At 40.7% G+C, this 26,632-nt stretch carries 32 protein-coding genes and 1 pseudogene; 3 read left to right on the top strand and 30 right to left on the bottom strand.

Translation table 11 applies throughout. The features are described from left to right. Position 1 precedes the first annotated feature (1 nt). The 5 genes and pseudogenes from minC to radC all read right to left on the bottom strand — a co-directional run. On the bottom strand, positions 2-685 hold the full coding sequence (minC, locus tag BAE31_RS10310) for a septum site-determining protein MinC (protein ID WP_024423161.1): 684 nt from the start codon (positions 683-685) through the stop codon (positions 2-4). A gap of 54 nt (positions 686-739) precedes the next feature. Further along, positions 740-1,258: a rod shape-determining protein MreD gene (gene mreD, locus BAE31_RS10305; RefSeq protein WP_024423162.1), complete on the bottom strand. Its 519-nt coding sequence runs from the start codon at positions 1,256-1,258 to the stop codon at positions 740-742. Further along, the gene (mreC, locus tag BAE31_RS10300; RefSeq protein ID WP_024423163.1) at positions 1,255-2,154 is read right to left on the bottom strand and encodes a rod shape-determining protein MreC; all 900 of its coding nucleotides are present in this window, start codon (positions 2,152-2,154) and stop codon (positions 1,255-1,257) included. The genes mreD and mreC overlap by 4 nt, the downstream gene beginning before the upstream one ends. Positions 2,155-2,181: 27 nt before the next feature. Then, positions 2,182-3,201: a rod shape-determining protein gene (locus tag BAE31_RS10295; protein WP_007501538.1), complete on the bottom strand. Its 1,020-nt coding sequence runs from the start codon at positions 3,199-3,201 to the stop codon at positions 2,182-2,184. 89 nt (positions 3,202-3,290) lie between these two features. Further along, positions 3,291-3,593 (bottom strand): annotated as a pseudogene (gene radC, locus BAE31_RS10290) (RadC family protein); the annotation flags it as partial. Positions 3,594-3,716: 123 nt separating this feature from the next. Between radC and BAE31_RS19665 the strand changes: the two are divergent. Together BAE31_RS19665 and BAE31_RS10285 are read left to right on the top strand one after the other, a co-directional pair. Beyond that, the gene (locus BAE31_RS19665) at positions 3,717-3,869 is read left to right on the top strand and encodes a hypothetical protein (protein ID WP_170871290.1); all 153 of its coding nucleotides are present in this window, start codon (positions 3,717-3,719) and stop codon (positions 3,867-3,869) included. A gap of 22 nt (positions 3,870-3,891) precedes the next feature. After that, positions 3,892-4,083 carry a hypothetical protein gene (locus tag BAE31_RS10285; protein ID WP_076840387.1) on the top strand — a complete coding sequence of 64 codons (192 nt, stop codon included), beginning with the start codon at positions 3,892-3,894 and terminating at the stop codon, positions 4,081-4,083. A 26-nt stretch (positions 4,084-4,109) separates the two neighbouring features. On the opposite strand, the gene BAE31_RS19660 is transcribed toward BAE31_RS10285, so the two are convergent. Both BAE31_RS19660 and BAE31_RS10280 read right to left on the bottom strand, forming a co-directional pair. After that, positions 4,110-4,247 (bottom strand): hypothetical protein, encoded by a 138-nt coding sequence (locus tag BAE31_RS19660; RefSeq protein ID WP_167753087.1) that lies wholly within the window; start codon positions 4,245-4,247, stop codon positions 4,110-4,112. Continuing rightward, complete coding sequence (locus BAE31_RS10280; protein WP_076840386.1) at positions 4,237-5,370, bottom strand: Rap family tetratricopeptide repeat protein; 1,134 nt, start codon at positions 5,368-5,370, stop codon at positions 4,237-4,239. Before BAE31_RS10280 ends, BAE31_RS19660 begins: the two co-directional genes overlap by 11 nt. A gap of 182 nt (positions 5,371-5,552) precedes the next feature. Between BAE31_RS10280 and BAE31_RS10275 the strand changes: the two genes are divergently transcribed. Beyond that, on the top strand, positions 5,553-6,281 hold the full coding sequence (locus BAE31_RS10275) for a hypothetical protein (RefSeq protein WP_076840385.1): 729 nt from the start codon (positions 5,553-5,555) through the stop codon (positions 6,279-6,281). Between the two features lie 38 nt (positions 6,282-6,319). Here the strand turns inward: BAE31_RS10275 and BAE31_RS19485 are convergent, their stop codons facing one another. The 23 genes from BAE31_RS19485 to BAE31_RS10165 form a co-directional block, all read right to left on the bottom strand. After that, positions 6,320-6,499 carry a hypothetical protein gene (locus BAE31_RS19485; RefSeq protein WP_139336381.1) on the bottom strand — a complete coding sequence of 60 codons (180 nt, stop codon included), beginning with the start codon at positions 6,497-6,499 and terminating at the stop codon, positions 6,320-6,322. 106 nt (positions 6,500-6,605) lie between these two features. Continuing rightward, on the bottom strand, positions 6,606-7,403 hold the full coding sequence (locus BAE31_RS10270) for a peptidoglycan recognition protein family protein (RefSeq protein ID WP_076840384.1): 798 nt from the start codon (positions 7,401-7,403) through the stop codon (positions 6,606-6,608). 60 nt (positions 7,404-7,463) lie between these two features. Beyond that, positions 7,464-7,727: a phage holin gene (locus BAE31_RS10265; RefSeq protein ID WP_076840383.1), complete on the bottom strand. Its 264-nt coding sequence runs from the start codon at positions 7,725-7,727 to the stop codon at positions 7,464-7,466. Between the two features lie 23 nt (positions 7,728-7,750). Beyond that, positions 7,751-7,963 carry a BhlA/UviB family holin-like peptide gene (locus BAE31_RS10260; RefSeq protein WP_073206560.1) on the bottom strand — a complete coding sequence of 71 codons (213 nt, stop codon included), beginning with the start codon at positions 7,961-7,963 and terminating at the stop codon, positions 7,751-7,753. 33 nt (positions 7,964-7,996) lie between these two features. Beyond that, positions 7,997-8,137, bottom strand: a complete 141-nt coding sequence (locus tag BAE31_RS10255; protein WP_076840382.1) for an XkdX family protein — start codon at positions 8,135-8,137, stop codon at positions 7,997-7,999. Continuing rightward, positions 8,134-8,406, bottom strand: a complete 273-nt coding sequence (locus tag BAE31_RS10250) for a hypothetical protein (RefSeq protein ID WP_076840381.1) — start codon at positions 8,404-8,406, stop codon at positions 8,134-8,136. The genes BAE31_RS10255 and BAE31_RS10250 overlap by 4 nt, the downstream gene beginning before the upstream one ends. 14 nt (positions 8,407-8,420) lie before the next feature. After that, positions 8,421-10,025: a BppU family phage baseplate upper protein gene (locus BAE31_RS10245; protein ID WP_076840380.1), complete on the bottom strand. Its 1,605-nt coding sequence runs from the start codon at positions 10,023-10,025 to the stop codon at positions 8,421-8,423. A gap of 11 nt (positions 10,026-10,036) precedes the next feature. Continuing rightward, entirely contained in the window at positions 10,037-11,908 is a 1,872-nt protein-coding gene (locus BAE31_RS10240; protein WP_076840379.1) for a right-handed parallel beta-helix repeat-containing protein, read from the bottom strand. 41 nt (positions 11,909-11,949) lie between these two features. Beyond that, the gene (locus BAE31_RS10235; protein WP_076840378.1) at positions 11,950-13,851 is read right to left on the bottom strand and encodes a phage tail protein; all 1,902 of its coding nucleotides are present in this window, start codon (positions 13,849-13,851) and stop codon (positions 11,950-11,952) included. Between the two features lie 8 nt (positions 13,852-13,859). Further along, a complete protein-coding gene (locus BAE31_RS10230) occupies positions 13,860-14,687 on the bottom strand; it encodes a phage tail domain-containing protein (protein WP_076840377.1) in 828 nt (275 codons plus the stop codon). After that, positions 14,684-18,343, bottom strand: a complete 3,660-nt coding sequence (locus tag BAE31_RS10225) for a phage tail tape measure protein (RefSeq protein ID WP_076840376.1) — start codon at positions 18,341-18,343, stop codon at positions 14,684-14,686. The genes BAE31_RS10230 and BAE31_RS10225 overlap by 4 nt, the downstream gene beginning before the upstream one ends. A gap of 235 nt (positions 18,344-18,578) precedes the next feature. After that, positions 18,579-18,902 (bottom strand): phage tail assembly chaperone G, encoded by a 324-nt coding sequence (gpG, locus tag BAE31_RS10220; protein WP_076840375.1) that lies wholly within the window; start codon positions 18,900-18,902, stop codon positions 18,579-18,581. Positions 18,903-18,976: 74 nt separating this feature from the next. Then, complete coding sequence (locus tag BAE31_RS10215; protein ID WP_076840374.1) at positions 18,977-19,582, bottom strand: major tail protein; 606 nt, start codon at positions 19,580-19,582, stop codon at positions 18,977-18,979. Positions 19,583-19,596: 14 nt separating this feature from the next. After that, a complete protein-coding gene (locus BAE31_RS10210) occupies positions 19,597-19,989 on the bottom strand; it encodes a DUF3168 domain-containing protein (protein WP_076840373.1) in 393 nt (130 codons plus the stop codon). Beyond that, entirely contained in the window at positions 19,986-20,369 is a 384-nt protein-coding gene (locus BAE31_RS10205; RefSeq protein ID WP_076840372.1) for an HK97-gp10 family putative phage morphogenesis protein, read from the bottom strand. The genes BAE31_RS10210 and BAE31_RS10205 overlap by 4 nt, the downstream gene beginning before the upstream one ends. Continuing rightward, a complete protein-coding gene (locus BAE31_RS10200; RefSeq protein WP_076840371.1) occupies positions 20,369-20,701 on the bottom strand; it encodes a phage head completion protein in 333 nt (110 codons plus the stop codon). Before BAE31_RS10200 ends, BAE31_RS10205 begins: the two co-directional genes overlap by 1 nt. Then, on the bottom strand, positions 20,683-20,985 hold the full coding sequence (locus BAE31_RS10195; protein ID WP_076840370.1) for a head-tail connector protein: 303 nt from the start codon (positions 20,983-20,985) through the stop codon (positions 20,683-20,685). The genes BAE31_RS10200 and BAE31_RS10195 overlap by 19 nt, the downstream gene beginning before the upstream one ends. A gap of 12 nt (positions 20,986-20,997) precedes the next feature. Beyond that, complete coding sequence (locus BAE31_RS10190; RefSeq protein ID WP_073206599.1) at positions 20,998-22,158, bottom strand: phage major capsid protein; 1,161 nt, start codon at positions 22,156-22,158, stop codon at positions 20,998-21,000. A gap of 52 nt (positions 22,159-22,210) precedes the next feature. Further along, a complete protein-coding gene (locus BAE31_RS10185) occupies positions 22,211-22,801 on the bottom strand; it encodes an HK97 family phage prohead protease (protein WP_076840369.1) in 591 nt (196 codons plus the stop codon). Next, complete coding sequence (locus tag BAE31_RS10180) at positions 22,779-24,014, bottom strand: phage portal protein (protein WP_076840368.1); 1,236 nt, start codon at positions 24,012-24,014, stop codon at positions 22,779-22,781. Before BAE31_RS10180 ends, BAE31_RS10185 begins: the two co-directional genes overlap by 23 nt. Positions 24,015-24,020: 6 nt before the next feature. After that, a complete protein-coding gene (locus tag BAE31_RS10175; protein WP_076840367.1) occupies positions 24,021-24,221 on the bottom strand; it encodes a hypothetical protein in 201 nt (66 codons plus the stop codon). A 14-nt stretch (positions 24,222-24,235) separates the two neighbouring features. Continuing rightward, entirely contained in the window at positions 24,236-25,963 is a 1,728-nt protein-coding gene (locus BAE31_RS10170; protein ID WP_076840366.1) for a terminase large subunit, read from the bottom strand. Next, complete coding sequence (locus BAE31_RS10165) at positions 25,950-26,438, bottom strand: phage terminase small subunit P27 family (protein WP_076840365.1); 489 nt, start codon at positions 26,436-26,438, stop codon at positions 25,950-25,952. The genes BAE31_RS10170 and BAE31_RS10165 overlap by 14 nt, the downstream gene beginning before the upstream one ends. Positions 26,439-26,632 lie beyond the last annotated feature (194 nt).

Below are 26,632 nucleotides of genomic sequence, written 5' to 3'. Positions count from 1 at the left end.
TTCACATTCCTCCCTCAAGCCTTGTCAGATTAGGTCTTATATGAGCCAATTGCTGCAGGCGTTCAATGATCATATTGCCATCTATATCTAAATAAGCACATTCCATTTCATTTCCATCTTCTTTTTGGTCTGGCGCGCGGTTAAAAACTTGTGCGATGCGAAGCTGTGTTGGAATCATATGAGATGCCGCAATAACAGCCTGTTTGTTGCCATTACATCCAGCATGCGCCACACCTTTTAAAGCGCCAAGCACAAAAATATTTCCTCCTGCGCGAATCGTTCCGCCAGGATTGACATCTCCTATTAATAAAAGATCTCCTTCGACATGCAGCACCTGTCCAGAGCGCACAATTTTTGCTACAGAAGTAATTTCAGCCTCTGCTTTTAATCGTCTCGCCTCTTCAGTTGACATGACTTCACTTTCAATGGAGTGGATGACGAGATGTTCATTTTCAGACACCGCTTCAGTCAAACGCGTCTCCTGATCCTCTGTTAAATACCGAAAACCAAGCTTAATATGCACATTGACCTTATGTCCTTCTCTTCCATCTGTATATTGCTCAAGTAATAGAACCTCTCGCAAGCCGGAAAGAAGGTCATCAAACGAACAGTCATCATTTAACTGTAATGTTAATCCGTTTTTTGTACCTTTTATCGTCACATATTGCTGTTTTTGAGTTTTCAAGATGCTCACCTCAACAACATACTCATTTCGCCGTAATTGGACAAACTCCTGCTTTTATTCGTCGATCAGTCCTTGTTTCACGTGGGTGAAAAAGAGCCTAAACGGCACAACAAGTATGAGAGACGCAGCAGTATTTAAAAGAATCGTTGGAATAAAGCGTTCGATGACATACGTATTAAACGGCATAATCCCTGGTTGAATTGTCGCTTGAACGCCGTATACATAAAACTCCATCACGGAAACAGCAATAATCGACAGAAAGACAACGACTAACATATTCGTTTGCAGAACTTTAAAGGCTTTTGCTAGCAAATAGCAAAGCGCCCCAAAGCCAAACATATGAACACCAAGTATGCCTGTATATGAAATATCATATAAAAGTCCAAAGATAAATCCGTAAATCACACCATATTTTTGATTCACAAAAGCAGTCATAAATACAAGTGCGAGTAAAATGAAATGAGGAGCTAAAATTTGATTCTCTGAAACAAATGGGAGCTTCACTAAATCAACAAAAATGCTGTCAAATACGAAGATAAATAACATGACGAAAGCAAGAAGGACACGTTTCACGAGCCTTCCTCCTTCGTCAATTCAGATGCATCTGCTGTACTTGTGCTGCGATTCACCACAATCACGCGGTCTAAATTGTTGAGTTCAGCCGCTGGTTCTACGTAAATGATCTTTGTCAGGCCGTAATGGTCTGGCTCGATTTCACTTACCTTACCAATCGTTAAGCCTTGCGGGAATACGCCCCCTGCTCCAGATGTTTCAACAAGATCTCCTTTTTTGACATCCCCATCTGCATCGGATTTCAGAATATTCATAGTCAGCATTTTTTTCTTGCTGTCATAACCGTTAATGATTCCATTGAGTTCTTCTTTGCCCTTTTTCGCAAAAATTTTCGTTGAAATTCTATTATTTTGGTCAGTAGAGCTTAGCAATCTTACAGTCGAAGTAAAATTGTTGAGCTTATCACTTTCAATCTTCCCAATTAATGCGCCACTCTCATTTGTGACTGCCATATCTTTTTCCACGCCTTGTTTTTTCCCTTTATCAATCATCACAAAGCTATCCCAAAGTGAAGGGTTTCTTGCGATAACAGTTGATAGAATTGGCGTGTAGTCACGAATAGAGTTCACATAGCCAAGCTGTTTGCGAAGCTTTTTGTTCTCATCTTCTAGTTCTTGAAGTTTCGCCTCATATTGAGTTTGTCCATCAAGTTTTTTTCGAAGACGCTCGTTTTCATCATATGTGTTCTTTAAATCTTGTACGTTCCCATAAATACCGGCAATAAATTGTGATGGTTTATGAAAGACACCTTGAAAAAAGCCTGTCGTATCCCCCACTAATTTTTCCGGCCATGAAGCACCTCTGCCGCTTTTCACTGAAAAACCAATCATGGCCACCAGTACGATGACACAGACAAGGAGCAACATTAATCTTTTATTCATAAAAAACTGCGGCATGTCTTACACCTCTTTAATTACGACCGATTATCGATTATCTTTTGATTTTCCTTTGAACAAATGAATATGTTCTAGTGCTTTCCCTGTTCCGATTGCCACACAGTCAAGCGGGTCTTCTGCAATAATGACTGGCATTTTCGTTTCATCACTAATGACTTTGTCAAGATTACGAAGCAATGCACCGCCTCCTGTTAAAACAATTCCGCGGTCCATAATATCTGCTGCGAGCTCAGGCGGGGTTTTTTCAAGAGTCATTTTCACTGCATCGACAATTGTTTCCACCGTATCGCGAAGCGCTTTTGCAATCTCTTCTGCCGTAATAGAGATTGTTTTTGGCAGACCTGTTAAAAGGTCACGGCCGCGAATGTCCATCTCATCATGTACATCAGGCTGCGCAGAACCGATTTCCATTTTAATCGCTTCTGACGTACGATCACCGATCATTAGGTTATACGTTTTACGGATGTAGCTGCTGATCGCATCATCCATTTCATCTCCTGCTACGCGGATTGATTGTGATGTCACAATGCCGCCAAGAGAAATAATCGCTACCTCTGTTGTACCGCCGCCAATGTCCACAACCATACTTCCTGTTGGCTCCCATACAGGCAGGTTAGCACCGATTGCCGCAGCAAATGGCTCTTCAATCGGGTATGCGTCACGTGCACCAGCTTGTCTTGTTGCATCAATGACTGCACGCTCTTCTACAGCTGTAATACCAGATGGTACACATACCATGACGTAAGGTTTACGAGCAAAAAGCCCTTTGCCTTTTAATGCTTGATTAATGTAATATTTCATCATTGTTGCTGTCGTCTCGTAATCTGCAATGACTCCGTCTTTCATTGGGCGTAGTGCCACAACATTACCAGGTGTACGGCCAATCATGTTTCTAGCATCATTTCCGACTGCCACTATAGACTTCGTATCAGTTTCCAAGGCTACGACCGAAGGTTCTCTCACAACAATGCCTTTTCCTTTAATAAAAACAAGCGTATTCGCTGTTCCAAGATCTATTCCAAGGTCTTTTGTACCAATTCCAAACATATGTATGTATCTTCCTTTCTTAAACCAAAATTCCCTTAGGGAAAAACTCATAAACTCTATTATATCGTAAAACATTGAAAAAAAAAGTGTTACAAATACCCTTTTTCCTTCAAACTCACAAATTTTTGATCACCTATGACAAGATGATCAAGCAGCTGTATTCCAATCAGCTTTCCACATTCAAAAAGTCGCTGTGTGACTTCAATATCTTCCCTGCTCGGCGTCGGATCTCCAGATGGATGGTTGTGCACACATATAAATGAAGCAGCGGACCGTTTAAAGGCCTCTTTGAAAATTTCACGCGGGTGAACGATGGATGAGTTCAAACTTCCAATAAACACGGTATGTTTATGAAGGACTTGATTTTTAGTATTGAGATAAAGACATGTAAACATAACATAAACACAAAAAATCTTATAACCGTAGATTAGACGCATGTATACAAAAAAAGTTTCAAATAATTTTCTCATGTTGCATATTTGATATAATTTGTTTAAAACCATTGGAGGGCATACATGAACTTAAATAAAATAAGATCATTCCTTTATAAAACATCAAAATACTTAGGTGACGTCAATGCCGTTCAAAAAGGCACTATAGGCAAGCGTATCATGAGACGTGCTGCGGGTAAAGCATCCGGTAAGCTAATGAAAAAGATATTCAAATAAGATAGTCCGAGGTGGTGATTTCATGAATGATCTTGAGAGGAAGCTATACAGGATCATCTATAATATGAGTAGGTTTCGCAAGAACCCCACAATAGAGGACTTAAAAATAAAAACAGGTAAAGATGAACAGTCCATTAGAAAAGCCGTTAGAAATCTTATGTCAAGAAATGAAATGACATGGGATAAAGAGAAGAAGGAATGGCGGTTCAAATAAAAAAGAAGCCCCGAAAAGGGCTTTTTTTAATGAAATTTATCATAACCGATACTTGAGGTGTGTCCTCTGATAGCTTCATCATGGTTTTGTGAAAAGGCGAAATAACCAAGCGTGCTCAAAGTGCCAATAATGATGAGGGTTGCTACTACTGACTTAAATTTCATAAAGGCAATCGCTCCTTTTTATTAATTGTTGGAAGTAAAGAACCTTCTCATAGAAGTTCGACGCCTTGTCTTTATCTCCTACTGTTTTATATCTCCTTGCTGCATCTTTCGATAATTCTTCAAGAATTGCATACATTCCTCTTTCGGTTAAATATTCGGTATCACTTGAAACTTTATCATAATCTTCCTTTACATAAAGCGCCTTGTAAAAAGTGAATACTTTAAGCATTACGTCATCGTTTAATTTTTCAGCCAATTCTATGCCCTGGTTGAGAGCGTATACGCCTAGATCGTTTTCATGAGATTGAAAATATGACCTTACAAGCATACTTAAAGGATCAAGTATTCTGTTAAAATGCTCATATCCTCGTTCTTTAAAAGCATTGATTGAATCATTTAAATATTTGATTGCGGCAGCTATTTCATCATTGTGGAAATAACTTAAAGCCAAATTATAAAGCGCTGATCCTACTAATCTTTTGGTGTCGCTTTCCGTTGCTTTTTCTAGTGCGTGATTAAAATGAGGCTTTGCTTTTTCGGGGCAGCCCATATCAATATAGTTTAATCCAATGACAAAGGAACATTGTATCTGTCTAACAGTATAAGTTTCTTTTTCTCGATAACATTCAATTGCTTGGGCTATATGGTGCATGGACATGTGGTTTTGTTTCATGTGGTAATAGATTTCTGCCATCTTGTAATTGAACTCGGCACGTTCAATATCATCACTTACAAGAGATAGCTTTTTTTCTGCTCGTTTATAGAAGGTAATGGCGTTGAGGTATTCATAATTTTCAAACTCATACATACCGTAGAAAAAATTAAAATAATAATCAAGTAAGCCTGTTAATTTCTCTTGGTCCCTTTTGATCTTCATTGCTAGTTCTCTAAAGTTGGCACGCTCTTTCCCATTTTCCAATGGATTCAAATAATCCAACATTAATTTATGTCGGAACTCCATGAGTGAGAAATATAATAATAAATCCTGGTTTTCTTCCATATCATCGAGCAAAGATTTTATTTCTTCTTTATATGCTTCGGCGTCCGGTACGTTAAATCTTTGAATATGGTAATACCATTCATTGATTTTCATACCGACATGAGAAGAAAGCACTTTCTCCATAAGACCCTACCCCTTCCTAACTATTCCTTATAATGACATATATTATCATTTTCAGAATAATTCCACACCGAAAAGAAACCGCAATTTTCCATAGCATAAAATGGTATTTTAGTCTCTGTTTTAAATTTGTTGAAAAAGATAAGATAGTGTCGCAAGACTATATTTTCCATAGGAGGAATTACATGAAAAAAAGGGCGTTGTTTTTTATCTTGTTGTCCTTGTCCCTGGTTTTGACCTCTGTTCCCCCAAGTTTTGCAGCCGAGAAAAACACCTCAAAAGAAAATGATTTTAAAAATCACGAAGAATTCACCGAAGAAATAGACGGATTGAAAACGAATATAAAAACAATGGAAAATGATTCTCAACATGTGACCACTTTTAAAACTGAACTTGGTACTATCACCTATACTTCTAACAAAGAAACAGGGCATATCTCTGTTTCTAGTAACTATCTAAAATCTGACGAAATAGCCGCAATTGAAAAACAAGTAAATAAAATTGCGAATAGCATTGTATTAGAAAATCAAATGAATCCAATGATCTCTAATTCACTTGAACAATTAGCAAATGATGATTTCACAACACAGAAACAAAAAGGAAAATGGGTGTGGTCCAAATATGATCATTACCGTGTTACAGTAGAAGGAAAGGCAGCTCTAGGAGTAATTGCAGCCGCAATTTTAAACCGTATTCCTTATGTTGGTTGGATTGCTACTGCCGCTGCTCAAATAATGATTCAATTGAAAATGAAAACAGGTTACTTCTCCGCACGTTGGGGAACACGAGCCGACACTGATATTTGTTATTTGTGGAGAAAGAGACACTTGAAAATGTTCTCGGACAGTAAACGTAAAAATAAAAAACTGGACGAAGTAGGATCGGCAGGCAAGCATTACATGTGCGGAACATAATAAAGACAGCCCCAGTCTAATGCAGACTAGGGCTTTTTTTATTGCTGTTTTTGCTCTTTTAGCTTTTTGAAAATCACAAATTGATATACACCAAATAGTACGGTTAGGATCATAATTGCGGTAAATATTTGATCGACTGGAAGCAAGAAATATACGACAATAAAAGATAAAAGCAAAACAAGATAACCTATATTGAACGCTTTTTTAAATGTCATCATATTACCTCCTTTTTACAATCATATCACGTTTTACCTAACCTTATAACCAACTTTTTCCCTATTAAAACACAAAAAAGCCCCTATCCTTTAAGGACAGGGGTTTTACTCATTTCAATGCTTTTTCTAATGCTGCTTTTGTCTTCGGTCCATAGATGCCATCGGCAGCAAGTCCATGCATGAGCTGGAACCGCTTGACTGCATCCGCTGTTTTCGGTCCGTAATAGCCATCAATCCCGTTGTTTTTTGCCTTTTTATCCGGGTAGTAGTAAACCGCCGCTAGGGCTTGTTGTACAGCTTTTACTCCTGCCCCCTTTGTAAGAGGCTTTGTAACTTTTAAAATGCCATTAGGCAGGTTGTATGACTTAGCAGGCTTGGAAGCTGCTGTTTTGGATGGTTCTGCTTTTGTTGGTTTAGCAGAAGGCTTTTTACCCGTGTGAGCAGTTGCAATACCTGATTTGAAGCTGTCCCAACGATTAAGCAGCTTACGTGGACATTCTTTCCCGCTCCATCTTTTATGAGGAACAACGTTTGACAATGGAATACCTTGATCCTGCATTAACTGACGAATTAACCATTGAGCGTTCTCGACTGCTTTCTCAAAATTACCATCACTATTTTCACAAATTTCAATTCCGATTGACTTCATATTTCCCGTGCCTCTGCCGTCTCCTGCGTGCCACCCGTTTTCGTTTAGTGGTAAGTGCTGATAGATGACATTTTCGTCCACAGTGTAGTGCCAGCTAACGGCTGTACTAGATCGTTTAACAAAAGCTGCGTGACTTGCTGCGTCTGCGCCCTTTGACGTGTTAGACGTGTTATGAACCGTAATATATAAAGGTTTCATATAGTTGCCTGGTCTGTTGCGGTTACTCTTTGAAATATAATCTTGAATGATTTTTACCATTGTTCATCTACTCCTTAAAATTGTTTTTTAGTATTTAAAAAAGCCGCCTGGGGCAGCCCTTTACTTTGTTAATCCTTTTTGTTGTAGCGCTTCTTTTTGAGCTTTACCACGGCTTGTCACATAATTGTTTTTAAACCACGCCATCAAGGTTGTGACAATTGTAAAAATCATTGATCCAGCAAGATACAATGTGTCAGCCAATGATGTGACTTGGTCCTCACTGATCGGCAAAACAGGTTTGCCAAACATGATTAGCGCCTGGTTGATTAGTGCAATAAAAAGAAGCACCGTGCGAACGACCGTGCCTTTGTCAAAGTTTTTCATATCAAAAATTCCTCTTTTCGTTTTTATTTTTGGTTTCTTTCGATTCTGTCTAGTTTTTCAATGACAACATCATACTTCTCACTAAACTTTGCTAGCACGTCATTTTGTGCATCTATTTGCTCGTTTAGCTTGTTTTCACGCTCTTTTGTCGTGTTCAAGACATAAAACAACACCCAACAAAAAAGAACCGCAAACGGTCCCTGTGTCATTAAATACTGTGCAATATCCATTTCCATTTTGTTCACCTTCTCCCGCCATAAAAAATAAGCCTATACTTCGTACGGCTCACCTGTGATCTGCTCATATTGTTCGGGTGTGATTCTCCCCGCTGCTACGGTGTTATACACCATTTCTTTTGTCCATAATTCTCTATCATAAAAACCTTTGATTCTCTCAAACCAAATATTCATGATGATTCACCGCCTACCGCAAGCAAATAATACAGCTCGGCTATTTCCTTTTCCATTATCTCTATTTTTGACGGCTGCGGCTTTGGTTGCAAGCTCTCTATATACTCTTTGGATGCTGATTCAAACCACACTCTTTTTTTCTCGTCATACTCGGGAAGATACAACCCCTCTTGCGGTCTTACATCTGTAGCATTTTTCGGCAGCTCGTCATAATCAATTACATCTTCACCTTGATATTTAAACTTCTCATCATAGTAAAAAATTTGCATTGTCAATCACTCCTTTACCACAATGGAATTTCTTCGTTTATTTCGATTCTTGTCACCTTTGAATTGTCATTTGCGTTTAGCCCATTGAACTTTAGTGAGCCATCTACACCAAGCGTCAAACGTGCTGCTCCGTATGATCCAACTGTTGTACCCCCAAAAACGGTTTCCCCTGTTGGTTTTTGAGCAAAACGGGCAATGACTGTATCGTTCGCGGGTATGCCCTCGAAAGACCCTCTAAGATGTAAAGAGTTTAAGCGTATTGAGAATAAGAGAGGGTTTCCGGCAAAGTGTTTCGTAACTCCAGTTACCAACGTGACTTGATTCCATGAACTAGTTAAATCTTTTTCGGTTAACATTCGTTCCCAACCTTTGAACGATCCGTCAGTATGAGTCGTTCCCCACCAATGGAGGTTATCAGCACTACGTATAACGTGAAAAGTTTTACGGTTGTTACCGTTGTCCAATACATAGATGTTAAACCAACTGGAATCGGTTTTACTCGGCATGTTGACAACGTTCGTGCCCACTGCATAGTAATAGCCAGATGACAGCGTTAAAATGTCCGTGCCATTCGGCAACAATTGACTTTTTCCATCCTCAGATAGCATGTTATGGTTTGAAATTCTTGACCAACCACTCCACACGTTATTGTTAAGGTAATTTGTATAGATATTGTTTATATAATCCGTTGCATATACCCAACCGAAAGTAGCTTTCCCGTCGGATGACACATCTGTCATGTGGAAGAACCCTCTAAAAGAACGGTGATTCGGCAGGTCTTTTGATCCTGCTATAGCGTAAAACGTTCCTTGTCCTAGCCCATTATTGATGACAGCATCTAAGATGCTTACAGAAGTATCCTTAATTGAGATCAATGGCATACCAGTATCGGTCGTGATTTTCTTTTGTTGAAAACCCACAACCAGGTCTTTAGCCATTTTCAATGCTCCGGCGGGTGTCTCTGCGTAATCCTCCGTATATTTTTTAGCAGCTGCAAGCGCTTCGGCTACTTTAGCTTTTGCGCCTTCTTTTGTTTCAAGCGCTTCGAGATCGTCAAGTTTCTCTTTCATCCTGTCAAGCTGCTCTTGAAGCTCTTTCGTGATCTTATCAATGTTTCCTTGCATATCGTCAGTTCTCTTTTTTATATCCGCTTCAAGCTCCTCCGCCATGCGCTCAATCTGCTTTTTTAGCGATTGAAAATCATCAATATAAAACTCCGCTGCCGGGGCAATGTCCTGGTCAATTAAATTTCGATCAATCTCGAATGTAAATTCGTGAATGGACAATGCTTGTCCATTTCGATAATACAAATTCAAAGACGCTTGGACCTTGCCGTATAGCTTAATCTCATCATTATCTAGGACGTATTCGGCAATCCCTTCGACTTTATCAACAAGCGTGATATTCCGAACGTTCTTGGATCCATTATTAAATAAAAGTACGAGTTTTCCGTCAACCGCTGACAACGGAAGTGGCACACCATCTTTACGCAATTGAAAAACTAACTTTGCTGTGCCTATGTCCTGGGTTGAGAAAACAATTTTTGAATCGTACACGCTTTGATCATAGGCGTCAACCACGAAAGGCAGCACGCCATTTTTAAAAAGTTGATTCGTCATGATTTCCCCCCTCAAGTAATATTTTCGACTGTACGTATTGGATCAACGCTATTATCGTTTAATGCTGACACTTTTCCGGCGCCTTTTAATCGGTTTCCGAAATGTTGTATAGATGAACATTTGCTTGTTAAATATAAGCCGTGTCGACCCGTTTTCCCGGTTGCGGTGTTGTTGCGGACGGCGCTGTTTTTCACCCCATCCATAAACAAAATAAAGTCGTATTCATCCCCTCGCTTGCCTGCATTCATAATTGTGTTTTTATCCACCTGTACATATTCCGATTCTCCCGAAACTGATATACCCGAGAAACCGATCTCTTCTAGCGTGTTGTCATCCACTGAAACATAATCGCAATTCCCTTCCTCTACTCGCACACCGTTCCCCTGGATGTCACGTCCTGTGTTGTGGTGAACTTTTCCCCGAGTGCTGCGGGTAATCAGTACGCCGTGGTGTCCAATGTTCTCCATGTTGTTATCATCAATAACAAAATGTTTGACGTCAGAAACATGAATTCCATGTCTCGTTGTACCGTCAATTTGATTGGCCTTAATAACCACTTGATCAATGGTTTGATACCCTTTACGGCCATAAACCTGAATCGCATGATCAACCGTCATATTTATAAATTTGTTGTTTGTGATTGTGTGACGCTTTGTCTTGTTTACTCTGCCCGTCGGGTTTCCGTTTTTGTCTTGCGTATAGACGCTATCAACACTCGGTAATAACGTTCTTACGCCACCTGAACAGTTTTCAAACGTATTGCCGTCAACAAACACATCTTGCCATTTGTTGCCCGATACCGCCCATTCTGTGCAATCGTAAACCTTGTTATTGAGGAATCTAATGCCTGAATATAGAACGCCGTCAGTGCTTGTATGTGAATCGATGGCTCTCGCCCATCCGCCTAGCTTCGTAGATTTTCCGAAGAAGCAGTTACGAACCGTGATATTTCTCGTCGGCGTGTGGTCATATGATCCGAATGCACCGAAGTTACTAGAATCGCGCATTAGATCGACTTGAATTGCAGCCGAGAACCATCTATCCCCTACATAATCCGCAAACCCTTCAAATGTCACATTATCAATCAAGACATTTTCATTCCCTGCACAATCAAAAGCATGGCCACCACAAACATTTCTCAAGGTAATATCTCGCATGATAATGCCGGATGCGTGAGCAAAGCCGAAAATAGAACACTGCTCTTTGATTTCATGCCCCATGCTGTCGATAGAGCCTTGACCGTCAATGATCAAGTTTCCGTGTCCGTTATATCCGGTGAAACTCTCATTTGAATCACCATTTACAAACATGCTGCCAACAAAACCACGCTTGATGGTTGCCCCTGCCTGTAAAGTGATATGAGTGTTTTTGTAAATCCTCACCCGTTCCCGCAACGTATAGCCTCCAGGGGGAATATAAAGCCAAATGGGACGATCCTTTGATAATTCTAGTGCTGCTTGTAACGCCTTTGTGAAGTTGCCGTATTTGTTTAAAAACGGCTGCAAAGACACAACCGAAAGCATGTCATTGACTTTCTTTTCAAATTGATCGAAGTCATATTCAAGACGATCATTCAAAGTCGGATGAATGGTCGCATCTAATGCAACCCGACCATCCACGACCTCTTTCACGTCATTACCGTCGTGATTGACGATCAGATTTACAAGACGTGACCAATAACTATTAAGCCAATGCGCCACGCTTTTCCCTCTGTGTATGATACTTGCCGCTTCGTGAGCTTTTTCGCTCGCTTTGTGTTCCTTAATTTCAATATCTAGTTGATTCAATGCGTTTTCTGTGGAACGTGCATTTTGCGATAGATTATCTTCAAACTCTGCATTTTTTCCGATCTTGAATACTTTTAACAAGCTGAATCTTCCCATGCTATCAGCTCCTTTCATAAAAAATAGCCGACGTTTTCCCGTCAGCTATCTAAGTAAAATGAAATATTAATTTGTGCGCCGTTTGGTATATCGGCAGCCGTTGGGCTGATCCTTTGACCGTCTTTAGCAAGCATAATATTCATGCCGCTTGGGTTGGTCGTATCAACGGTTACGCCTGCCGTGATTCCCTTTAGACTTAAATCAAAATCAACGCCCGCCCTGGGGCTTTTCGGTTTTATGTCGATCCCAACATCAATATCAATAGTGTTCCCTATCTCATCAATTTCCGCACCGTCAACGCTGCTATCATCAATTGACCAGGTTTTCGTAACGCTTGAATATGACAAGCTCAAATCCTGGGAAACCTTTGTATTGATATTATTCAATTGGCTTTGCGTGCTGCTTGCTATGCTCCTTTGAGCCTCAAGCATTTCTGCTATTTCCTTCTTGATTAAATTCCGCTGCCTTTTCATCTCAACATCTTTTTCTAGTTGATAGTCAATAATGTCTTTACGATAATTCGTCAGCGTGACAGATGGCTTCATGTCCAAATTGAGAGGGTTATATTTGATTTCCTGTACCCTTACCTCTCCTTCAAACAGGATGCCGTATGCTGTATCTGCAATGACTGGAACAATAGCGCCTTTACAAATGTTGTCCTCAATCGCTTCGAGCTTCGGATCATACACTTTTTCAAAATCCAATTCGATAGTTAATTTTGGATAAGGGTCAACTTTCTCTTTTAGAAGTTTTTCCATGTCCTCTTTTTTTGAAATGGAATCTTCGTAAACTGTTTCTGCTACTCTCGGGCGACCATCTACAAGAAAAAGTTTTTCGTCAGGGTGAATATATGTCACAGGTGGGAACATGTACTTTTCATCATTTTTAAAGTTCCGATAAAGTCCAATAAAATTCCCGTTAGGAATACTCACCCGGAAACCCGTTTTCATTTTTTTCGTGTTCGGGTTTTTGCTGTCTTTTCCTTTAAATGTAGCAACGACCGTATGCTCTTTATCCTCAAGACCTCGGATCACATCAACCGTTTCAACCACATGACTTTCTTTGCCTGTGTCTTTGTACGTGCTGAATGTTTTGTTTGTCTTTTTATCTATATTGAACGTGATTTTCCCGCCTAATTTTTCTTTGATCAGCTTCACGCTGAAGCCTGTTCCTTTAAACGTAAAAGAGAACGTTTGTCCAACGTCCTCCGCATACATGGCATTTAAATCACTGTTTGTTTTCCATTTCGCCGATTTACTATCATAGCCTTTTGTTTCCTCGCTTGCTGTGTCCTTTTCTTCTTTTACCTTGCCATAACCCTTTATCCGGGTGAAAGATTCAGACAAGCTGCTTTTAACACTAATCGTATTCATATTCGCCCTGGTATCTAATTTGTAATTAATCCGCTTTTTGATTTCTTTGAATACGTATATATGATCATTGTTTACATCAAGTTCCACGACAAAAGCCGATATAAGATCGTTCATCAGCTCTAACGACTTTTTCTTGCCGAACCCTTCTAGTTTGGCTTTCAATCCTTTAGCATCCGGCATGACGGTAAAGGAAAGTCCGCTTCCTTTTAAAGCGTGTTTAAGCGCTGTGTCTATGTCTATTTCTCCGTTAATTTCTTCATCCACCTGGTTATATGTCAGGCGAACAATATACATATGATCAGCCGCCACATTTCGGAATGACACGCCGTTTTCTGTTTTCTTTTCATCTTCGACAATAATGTATCGTTGCGCTTTATGCTCGATCTCATCTATTAGCAAGACGTTGTCATTTACAAGCATATCGAAAGCAAGTTCAGTTTCGGGTATTTGTAAACACTGAAATGATAATTGCTTTGTGCCGTCTAATTTATCCGAGACTTCGGGTTCTATATGTTCCAAAGGTACTTTATTTGTTGGATCGTGCTTTGACTGTACAAATAATTGATTCATCATTTCACCTACTTATAGTAAAAGCGCAAGACAAATCGTATATCAATACTGGATGCGCCTTCGATTTCAAATGGATTAAAGCCAGGGCGCAAGCTCGGAAAGCGCCCGGACGTGTCCGCCATTTTCCCATCAATCATGACATATTGACGTGTGATAATAATTTTTTGCTTTTTCGAAACCGATCCCCTTATCGTTAACGCCTCTTTCGTGGCATCATTACGAATATTCACGTCCTTACCTGTTAAATACATGGTGACGCTATAATCAAAGTCAATCGGATCAATTGTCACATCAGAAGCGTTGTAGACTTTGAACGTCTTGGACGTGAAACGGTATTTCAGATCGTCTTGACTCGGTAAATTCATGCCAAGATAAAAATACTCTCCGTTCAAATTCAAGGGCTTTTCAGTATTAAAGACGGTTTCTCCAAGCCCAAGCCCTGCGGTAAATTCCACATCAACTTCTTTATAATTTTTCCCGTCATCTTTTTCGATTTCGATTTCATCATCACACGTCACCAGGTAGCGTATGCCAGGAGAAAAAGAACAACTAATGTAATAGGGTTCTTCTCTTACTAGCTCCCTTGTGAGCGCCGCCCTGTATCTATTAAACTGATCCGTGCTTTTTGCTTTAATATAAAATCGTGCTTTGATTTTTCTTTCTTTGAAACGGACTTTTTTCGACGTTTGTTTTAATCCTGGTCTATTTGCCACAACCGCCGTTTGACGTTCGATTGAAGCTGACACAGGCGTAAATTTTACGCAACGTAAAAAGGGAAGGCGTTCGCTGATCAATTGAAGTCCTTCCCCGTAATCCGTATAAAATTCATAGCTCATGCAAACCCTCCCCTACGCTGCCTATTTTTGAGTAAATCCATATTGTACTTGTTTAGTCCCTCAACATTTATCGTGGTGTCTTTCATGGCGATCTGTGTCAACAAACCGATCATTTGATCAAACTTGTTTTCTAGTTGCTTAATAGCATCAGCACTATCATTTTGAACAATCACATTTGTTGAACCTTGTCCCTGCTGCTCGGGCTGATAGCCCACCATTCGATTAGCTTGAGCAAGAACCTGCATAGCCCGGTTTCTGCGGAATTGTCTTAAAGGTAAAATCATTTCCCCTTTATGGACCTCTGCCATATGATTTCGGGTAATGATACCGCCTTTATCATAGCCAATGTACTTGCCGCCTTTTCTCATGTTGACTAAGCCCGGGTGCTTGTTGATTCCGCCATACCGACTATTCAAATAGTTGATAGCCGCAAGAACCTGGTGAACAGGGTTTTTGATATTTCCGTAACCTGGTTCTTTGTTTGCTGCAAAGGTAGACGGAATGAATTGCATAAGCCCCTGGGACGGATGCCCCGCTTTTGCGTTGCTGTCCCAATTGTTTACAACTGTAGGGTTTCCGCCCGACTCTTTCATAGCAATCGTTTCAAGCGCTTTTGAAAAAGATGGGGAAATGCCCTTAATTGCAATTGCTTGAGCCACCCATTTTTTGACCGCTGCGCTGCCTCCCTCACCAGGAACAAAACCAAAGTCTTTGATCTTGTTTTTAATAAAGGAAACCGCTTTGTCCTTGATAAAAGAAAAGCTGCCTTTGACAATCTGACCAAAGCCCCCTGCCATGCTCGGGGTCGTAATCCCCATCTTTTGCAGCAATGTATTCAGCAGCTTGCTAGGCTTTGTAATGAAGTCAGACACATCAAGTACCAAATCTTTAACTTTACCGAAAAGACTAGAAATGAAATTCCCGCCCTCGCCTGTACCATCTTTATAAAATGGCACACCATCAAACAATGCTTTCGTTTTAGGTCCTGACAATACTTCTGTGCCTTTTGGTAGGTTCATAAGCGTATCACTCGAAGGTGACAGCCCCATTTGACCGCCAGGCGTGATAAACAGTTCTTGCATTCCTCCGTCGCCTAGAATGGCGGGTCCTCCTGGATGACCGCCTGTCCCTTTTGCATATTTCGGCGGTGTCCATTCCGGTATTTGATTTTCTTTAGGCACGCCCACTTTACCAAGAACCCAGTTAACGCCACCGATAACACCATTCACAACAAAGGAAAGTTTGTCATTCATTTTATTTGCTAATGCTTTGACGCCTTTTAGTGCCTCCCATGCCATGTTTTTAATTCCATTACCGATTTTACCCGGCAATTTTTTGGCTGCGTCTACAATGTCCCAAAAACGTTTAACCATGCCGTCTTTCATGCTTGTCGCAATAGAAACGGCTTTGTCTTTTAGCCAAGTGACCATTTTCCCGGTGTTTGCAGCGCCATTTTTAAAGAAACCGACAATGCTAGACCACATTTTCGGGAAGATGCCTAAAAGCCCTTTTCCGAGTGATTTCGCAATCCCGAGAATCTTTCCGAAAAAGGAAAGTTGAACAAAATTCCATATCGCTTTAATCGAGCCGAAAAACACGTCTTTGATGCCTTGCCACATCTTACCGAAGTCTCCAGTCAGCAAGCCCGAGAAAAATTTTATGACGCCTTGTATCACTTGCATTGCGCCCATGACAACGCCTTTAATGTTGCCCCAAACGCTTTTGATAATAGCGATAATGGCGGGCATGACAAATTGGACCACAGACCATATATTTTGTAAGGCTTGTGTAATCACACCGCCGTTTTCTTTCCAAAATGTTCCCCACACTGCGGCAAGCTGTCCGATAAATAACAAGATGCCGCCCAGGGCTTGTTTTACAATCGGAGCCATTGTGACAAAAACATTCATCAAAATGCTGCCAATCGCTTGAAAGGTCGGCTGCATACTTTGAAATGAGCTTTTTATACTATCAATCACGCCTTTTACTGTATCGGTAGTGCTAACAATCATATCAACCACGCCAGGCGGGAAAAGCTGCGATAATATGCCGTAACCTTCTAAGCGATCAGCGCTTCCCTCGCCTTGCAATATGCCCCAAATGCCCGCCATTGCCTGTTTTACTGTATTGCCAGCGCTGGACATTTGTTTCATGATCGGGTCAGCAATATTAAAGGCTTTTTCAAGCATTGTAGCCGCCGCGCCTCCTAACGGCTCTAGCGCTGACAGTGCTTGACGCCCGATCTTTTTAAAGCGTGTGCCTAGATTGTCTTGCAATGCTGCCCCTGCTTCGTCAGCTTTGCCCTTTACGTCACCGATTTTCCCATCAATGCCGCCCAGGGCATACATGGCGTCTGCCTCTAAGTCCTCCCATTTTGTCCCGAAAAGAGCCACGCCGATATTGTTAGCGTCCACCTGGTCTTTCATGCCTTTAAGCTCTTTTAAAACGGTGTTTGATACATCCTTGACGGTCCCTTTACCTTTTAAAAAGTCTTGCCATACCTTTTGTGTCGGTTTAGACATACTCGCCATTGCTTCATTTGTCGATTTCGAGCCATCCTTGACACGAATTTGAAACTCTTTCATTACGTCGTTGACGTAATCCAAGTTATAAACGCCCGCTTTTGTTCCATTGACAAGTAATTGAAAATATTCCTGCGCTGAATAACCCATTTTTCCGAATAACGTTGAATACTCGGACAGGTTATCGAACATCTCATTGGAAAAATTCAATCCGTTTTGCGCTCCATACGTCATTAAATCGAACGCATCACTCACAGACACGCCAAAACCTTTCATAAGGTTATTTCCCGCTCTTGCAACTTCATTTACTTCTGAATCAAAAGCATCAGCAAGGACCAGGGCTTTTTTAGTTACGTCCGTAAGGTCCTTGTCTGCAATGCCTCGGATATTTTGTTTAATTTGAAACAAACCATTCCTTGCATCATCCAAATTCTCTCCGAATCCCTGTGACCACACATCTTTTGCTATGCCTGTGAGCCTTTTGGCTTCATCACCCGTCAAGCCTAGCTGCGCTCTTAAACGCCCTTGTGAGGCTTGTATATCAGCCGTCATTTTTGCGCCAAGCGTGCCAACGGCTGCCGTTAAGGCTCCAATGGCTGCCGTACCCGCTACCGCTGCCGTAGCAAATCCGCCCTTTAAAATGCTTGAGAGTTTGGAAACCTCTTTACCCGCTGCCGTTACATCATTAGATACATTTTGATGACTGGTTGCTAAATCGTCGGCGCTGTTTGCTGCTTCTGATTCGGCACGCTCAAGCCGCTCCACTTGACTTTGTGCAAGTCTTAAAGCGTTTTGCATATTGCGGTAACTTGTTATTTGAGAGTTTAAGCGTTGTGCATATTTCTGCGCCTGGGTTGATCCCTCGCCGTATTGCTCCACTTGCTTTTCATATGCTTGTCTATAGGAATCTACAATTCTTTCTTGAATCTTCAATTGATCCGACAAGCCCGACACCTTACTTTTACTTTCGCCCAGCTTGTCATCTAATGCTTTAAATTCGGCTGCGGTTGCTTTGGTTGCGGTCTGTGCCGTTTTAAGCTGCTGCCTCAAGGCTGTGACGCCTTTGTCAAACCCTGTACTATCTAACGTCGTATTAACGACTAATGAACCTATCGGACGCCCTTCCGTTGCCATATGGTTTACCTCCTTTCCTTAAAAATTCAAAAATAAAAGAAGGCTTAAAAGCCTCCTGGTTTTAAAATCTGATCTATTGGAACGCTGCCCGCGCTTTGTCCATTTCGATTCGCAAGACGTAAAAATCCGTTCAAGTCCATATTGTCTATTTCATGATACTTGTACCCTTCTTTCATCAAATCTTCGTATATGTCATCTAATGAATCTAGGTAATCTTGCCACGTTTCTAAATGCTCTATTTCTGTGCTTTCACCGCTTTCTTTTTCAAGCCGTCGTTTCCCTTTTTTTGTCCTGTCACTTGCATGATGACATCAGCAATAGTTTGAAATGTTTCGTCAGACGGGACGTTGTCTAAAAAGTCATCATATGAAAACTGCTGCCCGAATACGTCCACAACATAGGTAATCATTTCATCAAGCATTGCTGTAGCTTCCATATTTTCTTGTTCTGCTTGAGCTTCCAATTCAAGCGCACGTCTTAATTGACGAGCTGACGGCATATCCTTTGTGTACGTTTTTTCTTCTTTTGTTTGTGCATCAATCATTGTTAATTTCAACATTTTAAACACCTCGTATATTTTTTAATGAATCCAGTCTAACCAGGTAAAATAAATTACCTGGCTATCAGAAAACACTATTCTTTTGTTGTGGTGCTTGACGGTGCTTTTGCTGTTCCGTTGTCGCCGCCAGTCGTATCAATTCCTTTAAACACAAAATCATAAAAGCCTTTTTCAGTGAATCCAGGACTTGCGCTGTGCGCCATGACATACGTCCAACCATCAAATTTACGGGGCATGAATTGTCCCTCAATAGTTGGCGTAATAAATTCGACTTTATCCTCTTTTGTTTTACCTTCTGTGGATGGAATACCGAATTTGCCTCGCAAAAGTCCCACATACCAAAAGCCACCTTTTGTCTTTTGCCGGAACGTGAGGGCAACAAAAGGCGGATCAGTATCTTTTCCATATGCCTCAAGCCAGCCGCCAATTAATTCAGCGCCTAGCAATTTATTTTTCATTTCTGTTGTAAGATCAGCCACGTTTATTTCTAGCTTTGCTTCGCCAACTCCCGAGCCTTCTTGATCAAATACCCCATCATCCCCGTAAAGAACGGCAATTTCCGAGCTTGGTTCTAATTTTGATTCAATTGCCCCAGGTACATTTATTACTTCGATTGCTTCTTTGGCGGCGTCATCCTCAAAAACGCCGACTCTAATATCTCTCAATCCTGTTGTAGCCATTTATTTCATCCTCTCTATGAAAAATTGATTTCTATTTCTTTATTTGCTCTGTACCTTCGTGCATATCTGTACAGTTGTATATCCGGGTCTTTATCAAATGCGGAAGCGTATTGCTGATAGTCAGCCGAAGCCATCAAACGATCAATAATCGGTTGTATTTCTTGCGCTTCCTTGATTGTCCCGGTCCATAAATCTATTTGTATATCAACGCTTATGCCTGTCGCATGATCATCCTCATACGCATTACGATAGCTTTCAAGCTCATTAATACGGATCATTGGGGCTTGGTTTACTTTTTGATCTGTTTCCGGGACGTCCACGAGAAAGACTTTTTCATCCGGCACGTAGCTTGTCAGATCGGTTGATTCTGTCAAAATCATTTCTACTTCTTGGATTGGCAGCATCATAGCCCGAGCAACCCCCTATAAACACTTTGCATTTTTGATAAAACGAGTTGTTCATATTCGTTGATCGTGCGCTCAATAAAACTTTGCGGGCGCTGCTTGATCGTTCCGAAGTTAGTAAAATGCAGCCTATAAGCCGTTTCCTTACCATAGCCAACGGTTGAATATATTTCCCCGTCCTCTCTTGGTTTGGAATAGAAAACATCTGATTTTAAATGCTTCTTGTTGCCGCTATCGCTATCAAAAGGCGTGTTCTTTTCCAAGCCAGCCGCCATCAGCTTTGCTCCTGCATGAACGGCAGCTTTTTCTGCTTTTACATTTTGACGAGCCATCTTTTCAATGGCTTTATATGTTTCTTCTATTCCATTAGCTTCAAGCGCCATCAGCTCACCTTCTTTACAAAGACATTGATCAAGTCTTTGTCCTGCTCGTTTGGCAGAATATCAATGACTTGATAAAGATCGTTGGTCAAGTGGTCCTGTACGTGCATAGCATTGGAAATGGTTGATACTTGTTGATAGCGAATAACATACGTCAAACTATCCTCCAAAACCGTTCCGGCTGTTGATAGCTTTTCTCTTAATTTTTGATCTCGCCGCTCCGCCCAGGTGGTGAAAAGTCTTTCTAATGTGGTCGTGTTCTCCCTGGATATAGGGTCTTTCGTATTTGACTTTTTAACGAAAGATATCGGCGTATTTAATCGTCCATAGTCCATGAAGGGTATTCTCCTTTAAATTGTTGAATGTACGACATAACGCCGAACGGCACTTCTTGTAAATTCTTGTTTGTTGTTGCTGATCTATTTTCATATCTGTGTCCACAAAGCATCATGACCGCATCATCAAAACAAGGATTATCAATAAAAAAAGCGTCCCTCTCTTTCGATAAGGTGACGCTATCTTTTATAAATTTTTCTGCCGCTGCTTTTATGGTTTCTAGCATTTTGTCATCCAGGTCATGAGTGATCCTTAAAGCATGTTTTAATTCTTCAAGGGTCATATTTCTTCACTCCTATTCTGTAGCGCCTGTTTCAACTGGCGGCTTGATCGTAACGAAGAACCCGGCTTTTTCATCAGCTTTTTGAACGTCAAAACGGGTCGCAATTGATAACACTTGTCCATAGACAGAGTTTTCAACCCATTTTGCAGTAACGTCCACTCTATCAGCAAAAAAGATGGATGCTTTTAAGTCACCAATAAACATCATCATATCACCAGCTTTTGAGCCTAAAACCTCATCATCCATTACAGTAATTGAATTACCAAACAATGTTTTTCCAGAAGGTGAAGCAATGCTTTGTTGTAAAATGTACTGTCCGTTTTTATCTTTTAATGTGTCAAGATGTTGGAAAGCAGAAGCAGTCGCAACAATATTACGTTTGTACGCCTGTTTCAAATCAACATTTAAAATTTGCTTAATGCCATCCGTGTCTGCAACTGTTTTCTTTGTAAATGTTTTAATAACCGCTGCTACTGCTCTGTTAGTTGTGATTAGCTTTGTTTGTTGCAAGAATTCAGCAACTAAAGACGTTAAATCTACGCCAGCATCATCAATTGATTCTTGAGAAATCGGAAGCTCTCCACGATACGTTTCAACGTCATAACGTACCTTTTTAAATTCGGGTTTACCAAGCTCCGGGTTTTTCTCAAGTTCCGCTACAGATACAAGTCCAACCTTTGCATTTGCAATAACCGGGTATGTTCCACTAGCTGTTTTTACTGCCTTTTTATTAACCATTGAAGCCAAATCAACCACATCTTCGGGTTCACGCTGCGGCGTTGTTAAAATTTCAACTGGAATAATCGGCTCTGCATCAATAGTTTTTAGCCCATCACGAGTTTGACCATACGAACGGATATAGTCGTTTACTTTGCTACGAATTTCTTCGATTTCGTTTGGAAGATTCACTTTTGGGCCTCGTGGATTAAACGATCTTTCTTCTCCTTCTGTCACTTCTACTTGTTCGATCCCTGCTAGTTCTTCTAGCTCTTTTAATTTTTCTGTCATTGTCTCAATCTCTGCTTTTAAAGAAGTGATTTCATCTTTAATCGTTTTTGCTTCTTCAAGGTTATCTTCTTCAGCCCGCTTCTGCGCTTCTTTAATTTTTGTATTGATAGCCGTTTGTTTTTTTGTGATCTCTGAACGTAATTCCTGAATTTTCTCTTTTAACATGTTCATGCTCCTTTTCCAAATAAAATAAGCACCCGCAATGTACGAGTGCTTTCTAAAGACTTAATTCAATTAGATCAAGCTCTAACTTGATTTTTTCTTTTTCTAAATGGCTATTTTGATGCTGCTTTAAATGCCGCTGTGCGATTGATACGTCAGTATCTTCATAAGCCGGATAAGTGACGATAGAAACATCAGTAATACGTGAAATGTTGTTTAAGCTCCTCAACGGCAGCCCCGATTTTTCATCTCGTTTAAAGCTGTCGCCATTTTTGGCAAGGTGAAAGCCGAATGAACAATTTGAAACGTTGCCAAGTCTCAAGTTTTCATATAGATCATTTGCGTATTGCGTGTTCGGCAAAGACAATTCAAATCGCAAGCCAATGTCATCCACAGATAGTTTCAATGTTCCGGCTTTGGTTCTTCCTAGAATCTTTGACGGATCGTGGTCAATAAGCGCCCTTACATCTGACATATCAGCATTTTGCAGCGCTCGTTTTTCAATGGTTTCGATAAAGCCGCCCAGGTTGTGGCTGCGTGTACCAAATTTCAATGCATAGCCTGTGATCATCCTGCCTTTATCGGTTTTTTCTGTCGCCTTTAGCGAACCCTCTTGAATGGCTCTAATCTCCTTCTCCAATATCATCACCCCCTTTATCGACCGTAGGAATCGGAAGTCCCTTCGCCTTCGCTTTTTGGATTTCGTCCATAATGTCAACATCCACATAGTTCAAACTCATAAAGCGCCTATCTCCATTTTCAATAGGCGCAATCCCGTATTCTGCTAATGCGTCGTTTTGCGAATAAATGCCGTTTTGAAGTAATGCAATGACATTTTCCCGCTTTGTTTTGGCGTCTGTTTCCTTGAATCGTCTTGCATCAAACTGAAAACGTTTGGTCCTGCTTTCCGGGTAAAAAAGCATTTTGAAATTTAATTCCGCTGTAATGGCAGCAAAGTAATTTGAAAGCGTGTTTGTCAAATAATCCAGGTTCGCTTGCTCCAGGGAAGTATTCACTTGCTCGATTCCCAACTTGTGAGGCGGCAATCCGAACACTTTCGCAATTTGTTTGGTTGAATGCGTGTAGTTATTGACGATTTCAAGAACCTTCGTACTGATTTCAAGCTGCTTAAATTCTTCGTTTTCGCTCAAGACCGCTATTCTTTGTTGATTCCTAGCGCCGGAATTAACCTTCTCAAATTCTTTGCGTAGGTTTTCTCTTGCTTCGGGTGATGGTATGCCTTTTTTCAGGTTTACAATGCCGCTCAAATTTGTGCCACGTCTAAAAAAGTCCGTGACAAGCCTTTTCCCCGCCTCCTGGCTTTCAAGTTCATGCTTGAGACATGATAAGAGGCTCTTTCCGTTTACCCCATCCAGAGAGGAAAATTTGATATGCAGCACGTCAGACGGTTTCAAAATAGTTTCTTTTCCGTCAGAAGGGTAATAACGGTAAACAATATCGTTCCTTCCCTTTATTTGATCAACCGAGACTTCACTATTTAACATGTGAATAAGCTCCCATGGCGTGCCGTCTTTATCCCGTTTGATATAAGCAAACGATTGACCGTTTAAAAGCGCATTAGCGACAAGAATATATTTGAATGAGTACCCCGAGTAATATTCGTTTGGGCGCTCGTTGATAAGCTGAAACAGGTCACTATCCTTTTCTTCTATTCCGTTGTTTCTTATCATGATGGGGCTTGCTGCTATGTCTGACGACAAGACGTGAACCGCTGTGAACACATCACTATTTTTAATAGCTGTTGCTGGCACATAACTTAAACCATCTAAGCCCACCAAAATTTCATTAAATTCCCTTTGTCCTGCGCTTTGTTGATTGATTGATCTAAAGAACGCCAATTTCCTCTACCCCCTTTCTGTTTCATGGTTGAGAAGAATGGCAACAAAGACTAGCAAAACACCACTAGCCGCAATCCCCAAAATCATCCCGACCATGTAAACGGCGGTATTGATAAGGATTAGCCCCAACAAAAACAAAAGAGTATGAAGGTTCAATGTTAAGAACCGCCATACTCCCTTGATGAAACGATTAAATTGTTTTGGCACTGTTTCCCCTCCTTCTATATACCAAAATCTTCACTTTGGTAATATGCGTCCCAATCTGTTTCATTTTGCTCGTAATGGTACATTGCTTCTGTATATGCATTCATAACGGCAGCGATTGGGTCAATTTTTTCCCGGTTCAAATCCTTGTCGATCTGCACCGTATCATTGACCTTTTTCAAAATGGCGTTGTTAATTGCCAGGTTGAGTAATGGGTTGTTTGTATGCAGGAGACGCTGATCCATGACATTGAGTCTAAAGTTTTTCGTTGGCTCTGATAACGTCCTTACCCCTTGCCTTACTTCAAAAGCAGGGTAGCCATATTTTTCAATTTCATTGAGGAATAACGAAATGTTATATGGATCATAAAAGATGCCCTTTACTTGCAAATCATTTTTCGTTATGTGATCGACCATGTAGTCAATCACTTGTTGTAAATTAATGATCCCGGACTCTTTGTCTGTTATTGTGCAATACCCTTCTTGTTCAAGCCTTCTATAGTCAATCTTGTCACGTTGAATTTTATTTTCAAGACCGCCTTTACTCCCAACAAATGAATGACTATCAATATAAATGTTTTCCTCGTCGTCCTCTAAAGGATAAATAAAGCCGAGTGAAGATAAATCTTCCGCCCTGGATAAATCCACACCGATATAAACAGGCTTTCCGTATATATCCGGCTTCTCCTCAATGGCACAATCTTTCCAATCCTCACCGTTCAACAAACTATCCGAAGAAGCAGAACGCCACAAATTGAAGTTCTTAACAAGCGTTCCGTTCAGATCGTCTTTTTCCTGGGCTTCTTTCAATTTTTTGCGTAAGTTCTTGAGCAATTTCTTTTTCATACTTTCAACTTCAAGCAACGGGTTGCTTTTTATCCAAGTGCTTTCGTCGCTTATCTCTTTTTCGTCATCTTGCTCATAGACAACGGCAAAATAGTTTTCATTCTCTTTCTTTCCGCTCAATATATCCGTTACATACGGATATTCTTGTGCATACATAGGACCGTTGAGCTTAAAACCCGCTGTACTAATGATCAAGATAAGCCCCTGGTCTTGTTGACCTTGTGAGGACTCTAAAACCTCAATCATTTTTGTATTAGTCGCCGTGTGAAACTCATCAAGAATACCGACCAATACGTTTAATCCGTCAAGGTTGTCTGTATCACGAGATAATGGCATGATGATGCTATCCTCTAGCAAAAAACGGATTTCATTTTGAATAATCTTGGTCATTTTCTTAATTTGTTTTGATTTCTTCCGCAACTTTTTAAGTTGCATGACAATCATGTTAAAAACCGCTTTTGCTTGTTTACGAGAGTTTGCCGTCGTGTAAATCTGTCGATCGTATCTAGGCGCATCACCGAAAAGCAATTCATATAAAGCTATACCAGCCACAAGAACGGATTTACCGCCTTTACGTGCCATGCTGATATATGCTTTTGTAAAACGTCTATATCCTGTTTCTTTGTCTCGCCAGGCAAATATCATATAGACAATGAATTTTTGAAAGAGTGCTAATGACGTAGGTTTTCCCGTTGAAATATCCGGCAGCATTTCAAGAAACTTTACAACCTTCGCCCCTTTTTTCGGCTTGTACTCGTATGAATAGTTAGGGTCTTTTGATTTTTCAAGATCCCGCAAATGTCTTTTACAAGCCTGGATGACTTTTTTACTTGCTACAATTTCCCCGTTTACTACTTTTTTAGCGTAAAGAGTACCGGGGTCATTTTTAATCGTCGTCATCCTGCCTCATTGCCTCAAATATATCGTCTTCTTCGCTGTCATCACCTAAACCGACTAGACGCAATCGGGCATCAAGCGCAAGACCAAGTTGTCCTGCAATGGCTCGAATCTCTTTCGACATTTGCATCATGATTTCAATAGACGGGTTTTTCTTTTTCACTTCAAACCCCTTACTATTCACTTCAAAAACGACTTGTCCCTCTGCTGCCACATCATCTAGTGCCTGTCGATACTGTGCGTAACTATTACAGTACATAGCCAACAAAGTGCGATCCAGTTCTGAAATAGGCAGCTCGATAATATGCGGGTAAATTCTGATCCATTCGTTTTTTGCCATTGTTGACAGCCAATAAGGCGGGTTCTCTTTCAATGGCGAAATGCCTTTCAATTTTTCTTCATGCTGCTGCCGCTGCTCTCGTTCTTCATTTGATATTTGCCCTTTTAATGTGTCCGTCAATTGTTTTCTTCTCGCCAATAAAAACCACCACCTTTCAGCAAAATCCAACCTATTAATTTTAGGCAATCAAACAAATGAGTAAAATCGCTCTATCTCAACGCCTATAAAGGATCGAGCCATTTTATGAATGAGTGAAAAACCGCAAAAAACGGGAAAAATCAAAACTCCATTTCAACACTTTTTTTAAAGTTGAGGGGACGCCGATTTCCAGG

The organism is Bacillus sp. I-2 (assembly GCF_001974945.1).
Lineage (GTDB): Bacteria > Bacillota > Bacilli > Bacillales > Bacillaceae > Bacillus > Bacillus safensis.
This window is presented reverse-complemented; position numbering and strand designations above follow the sequence as displayed.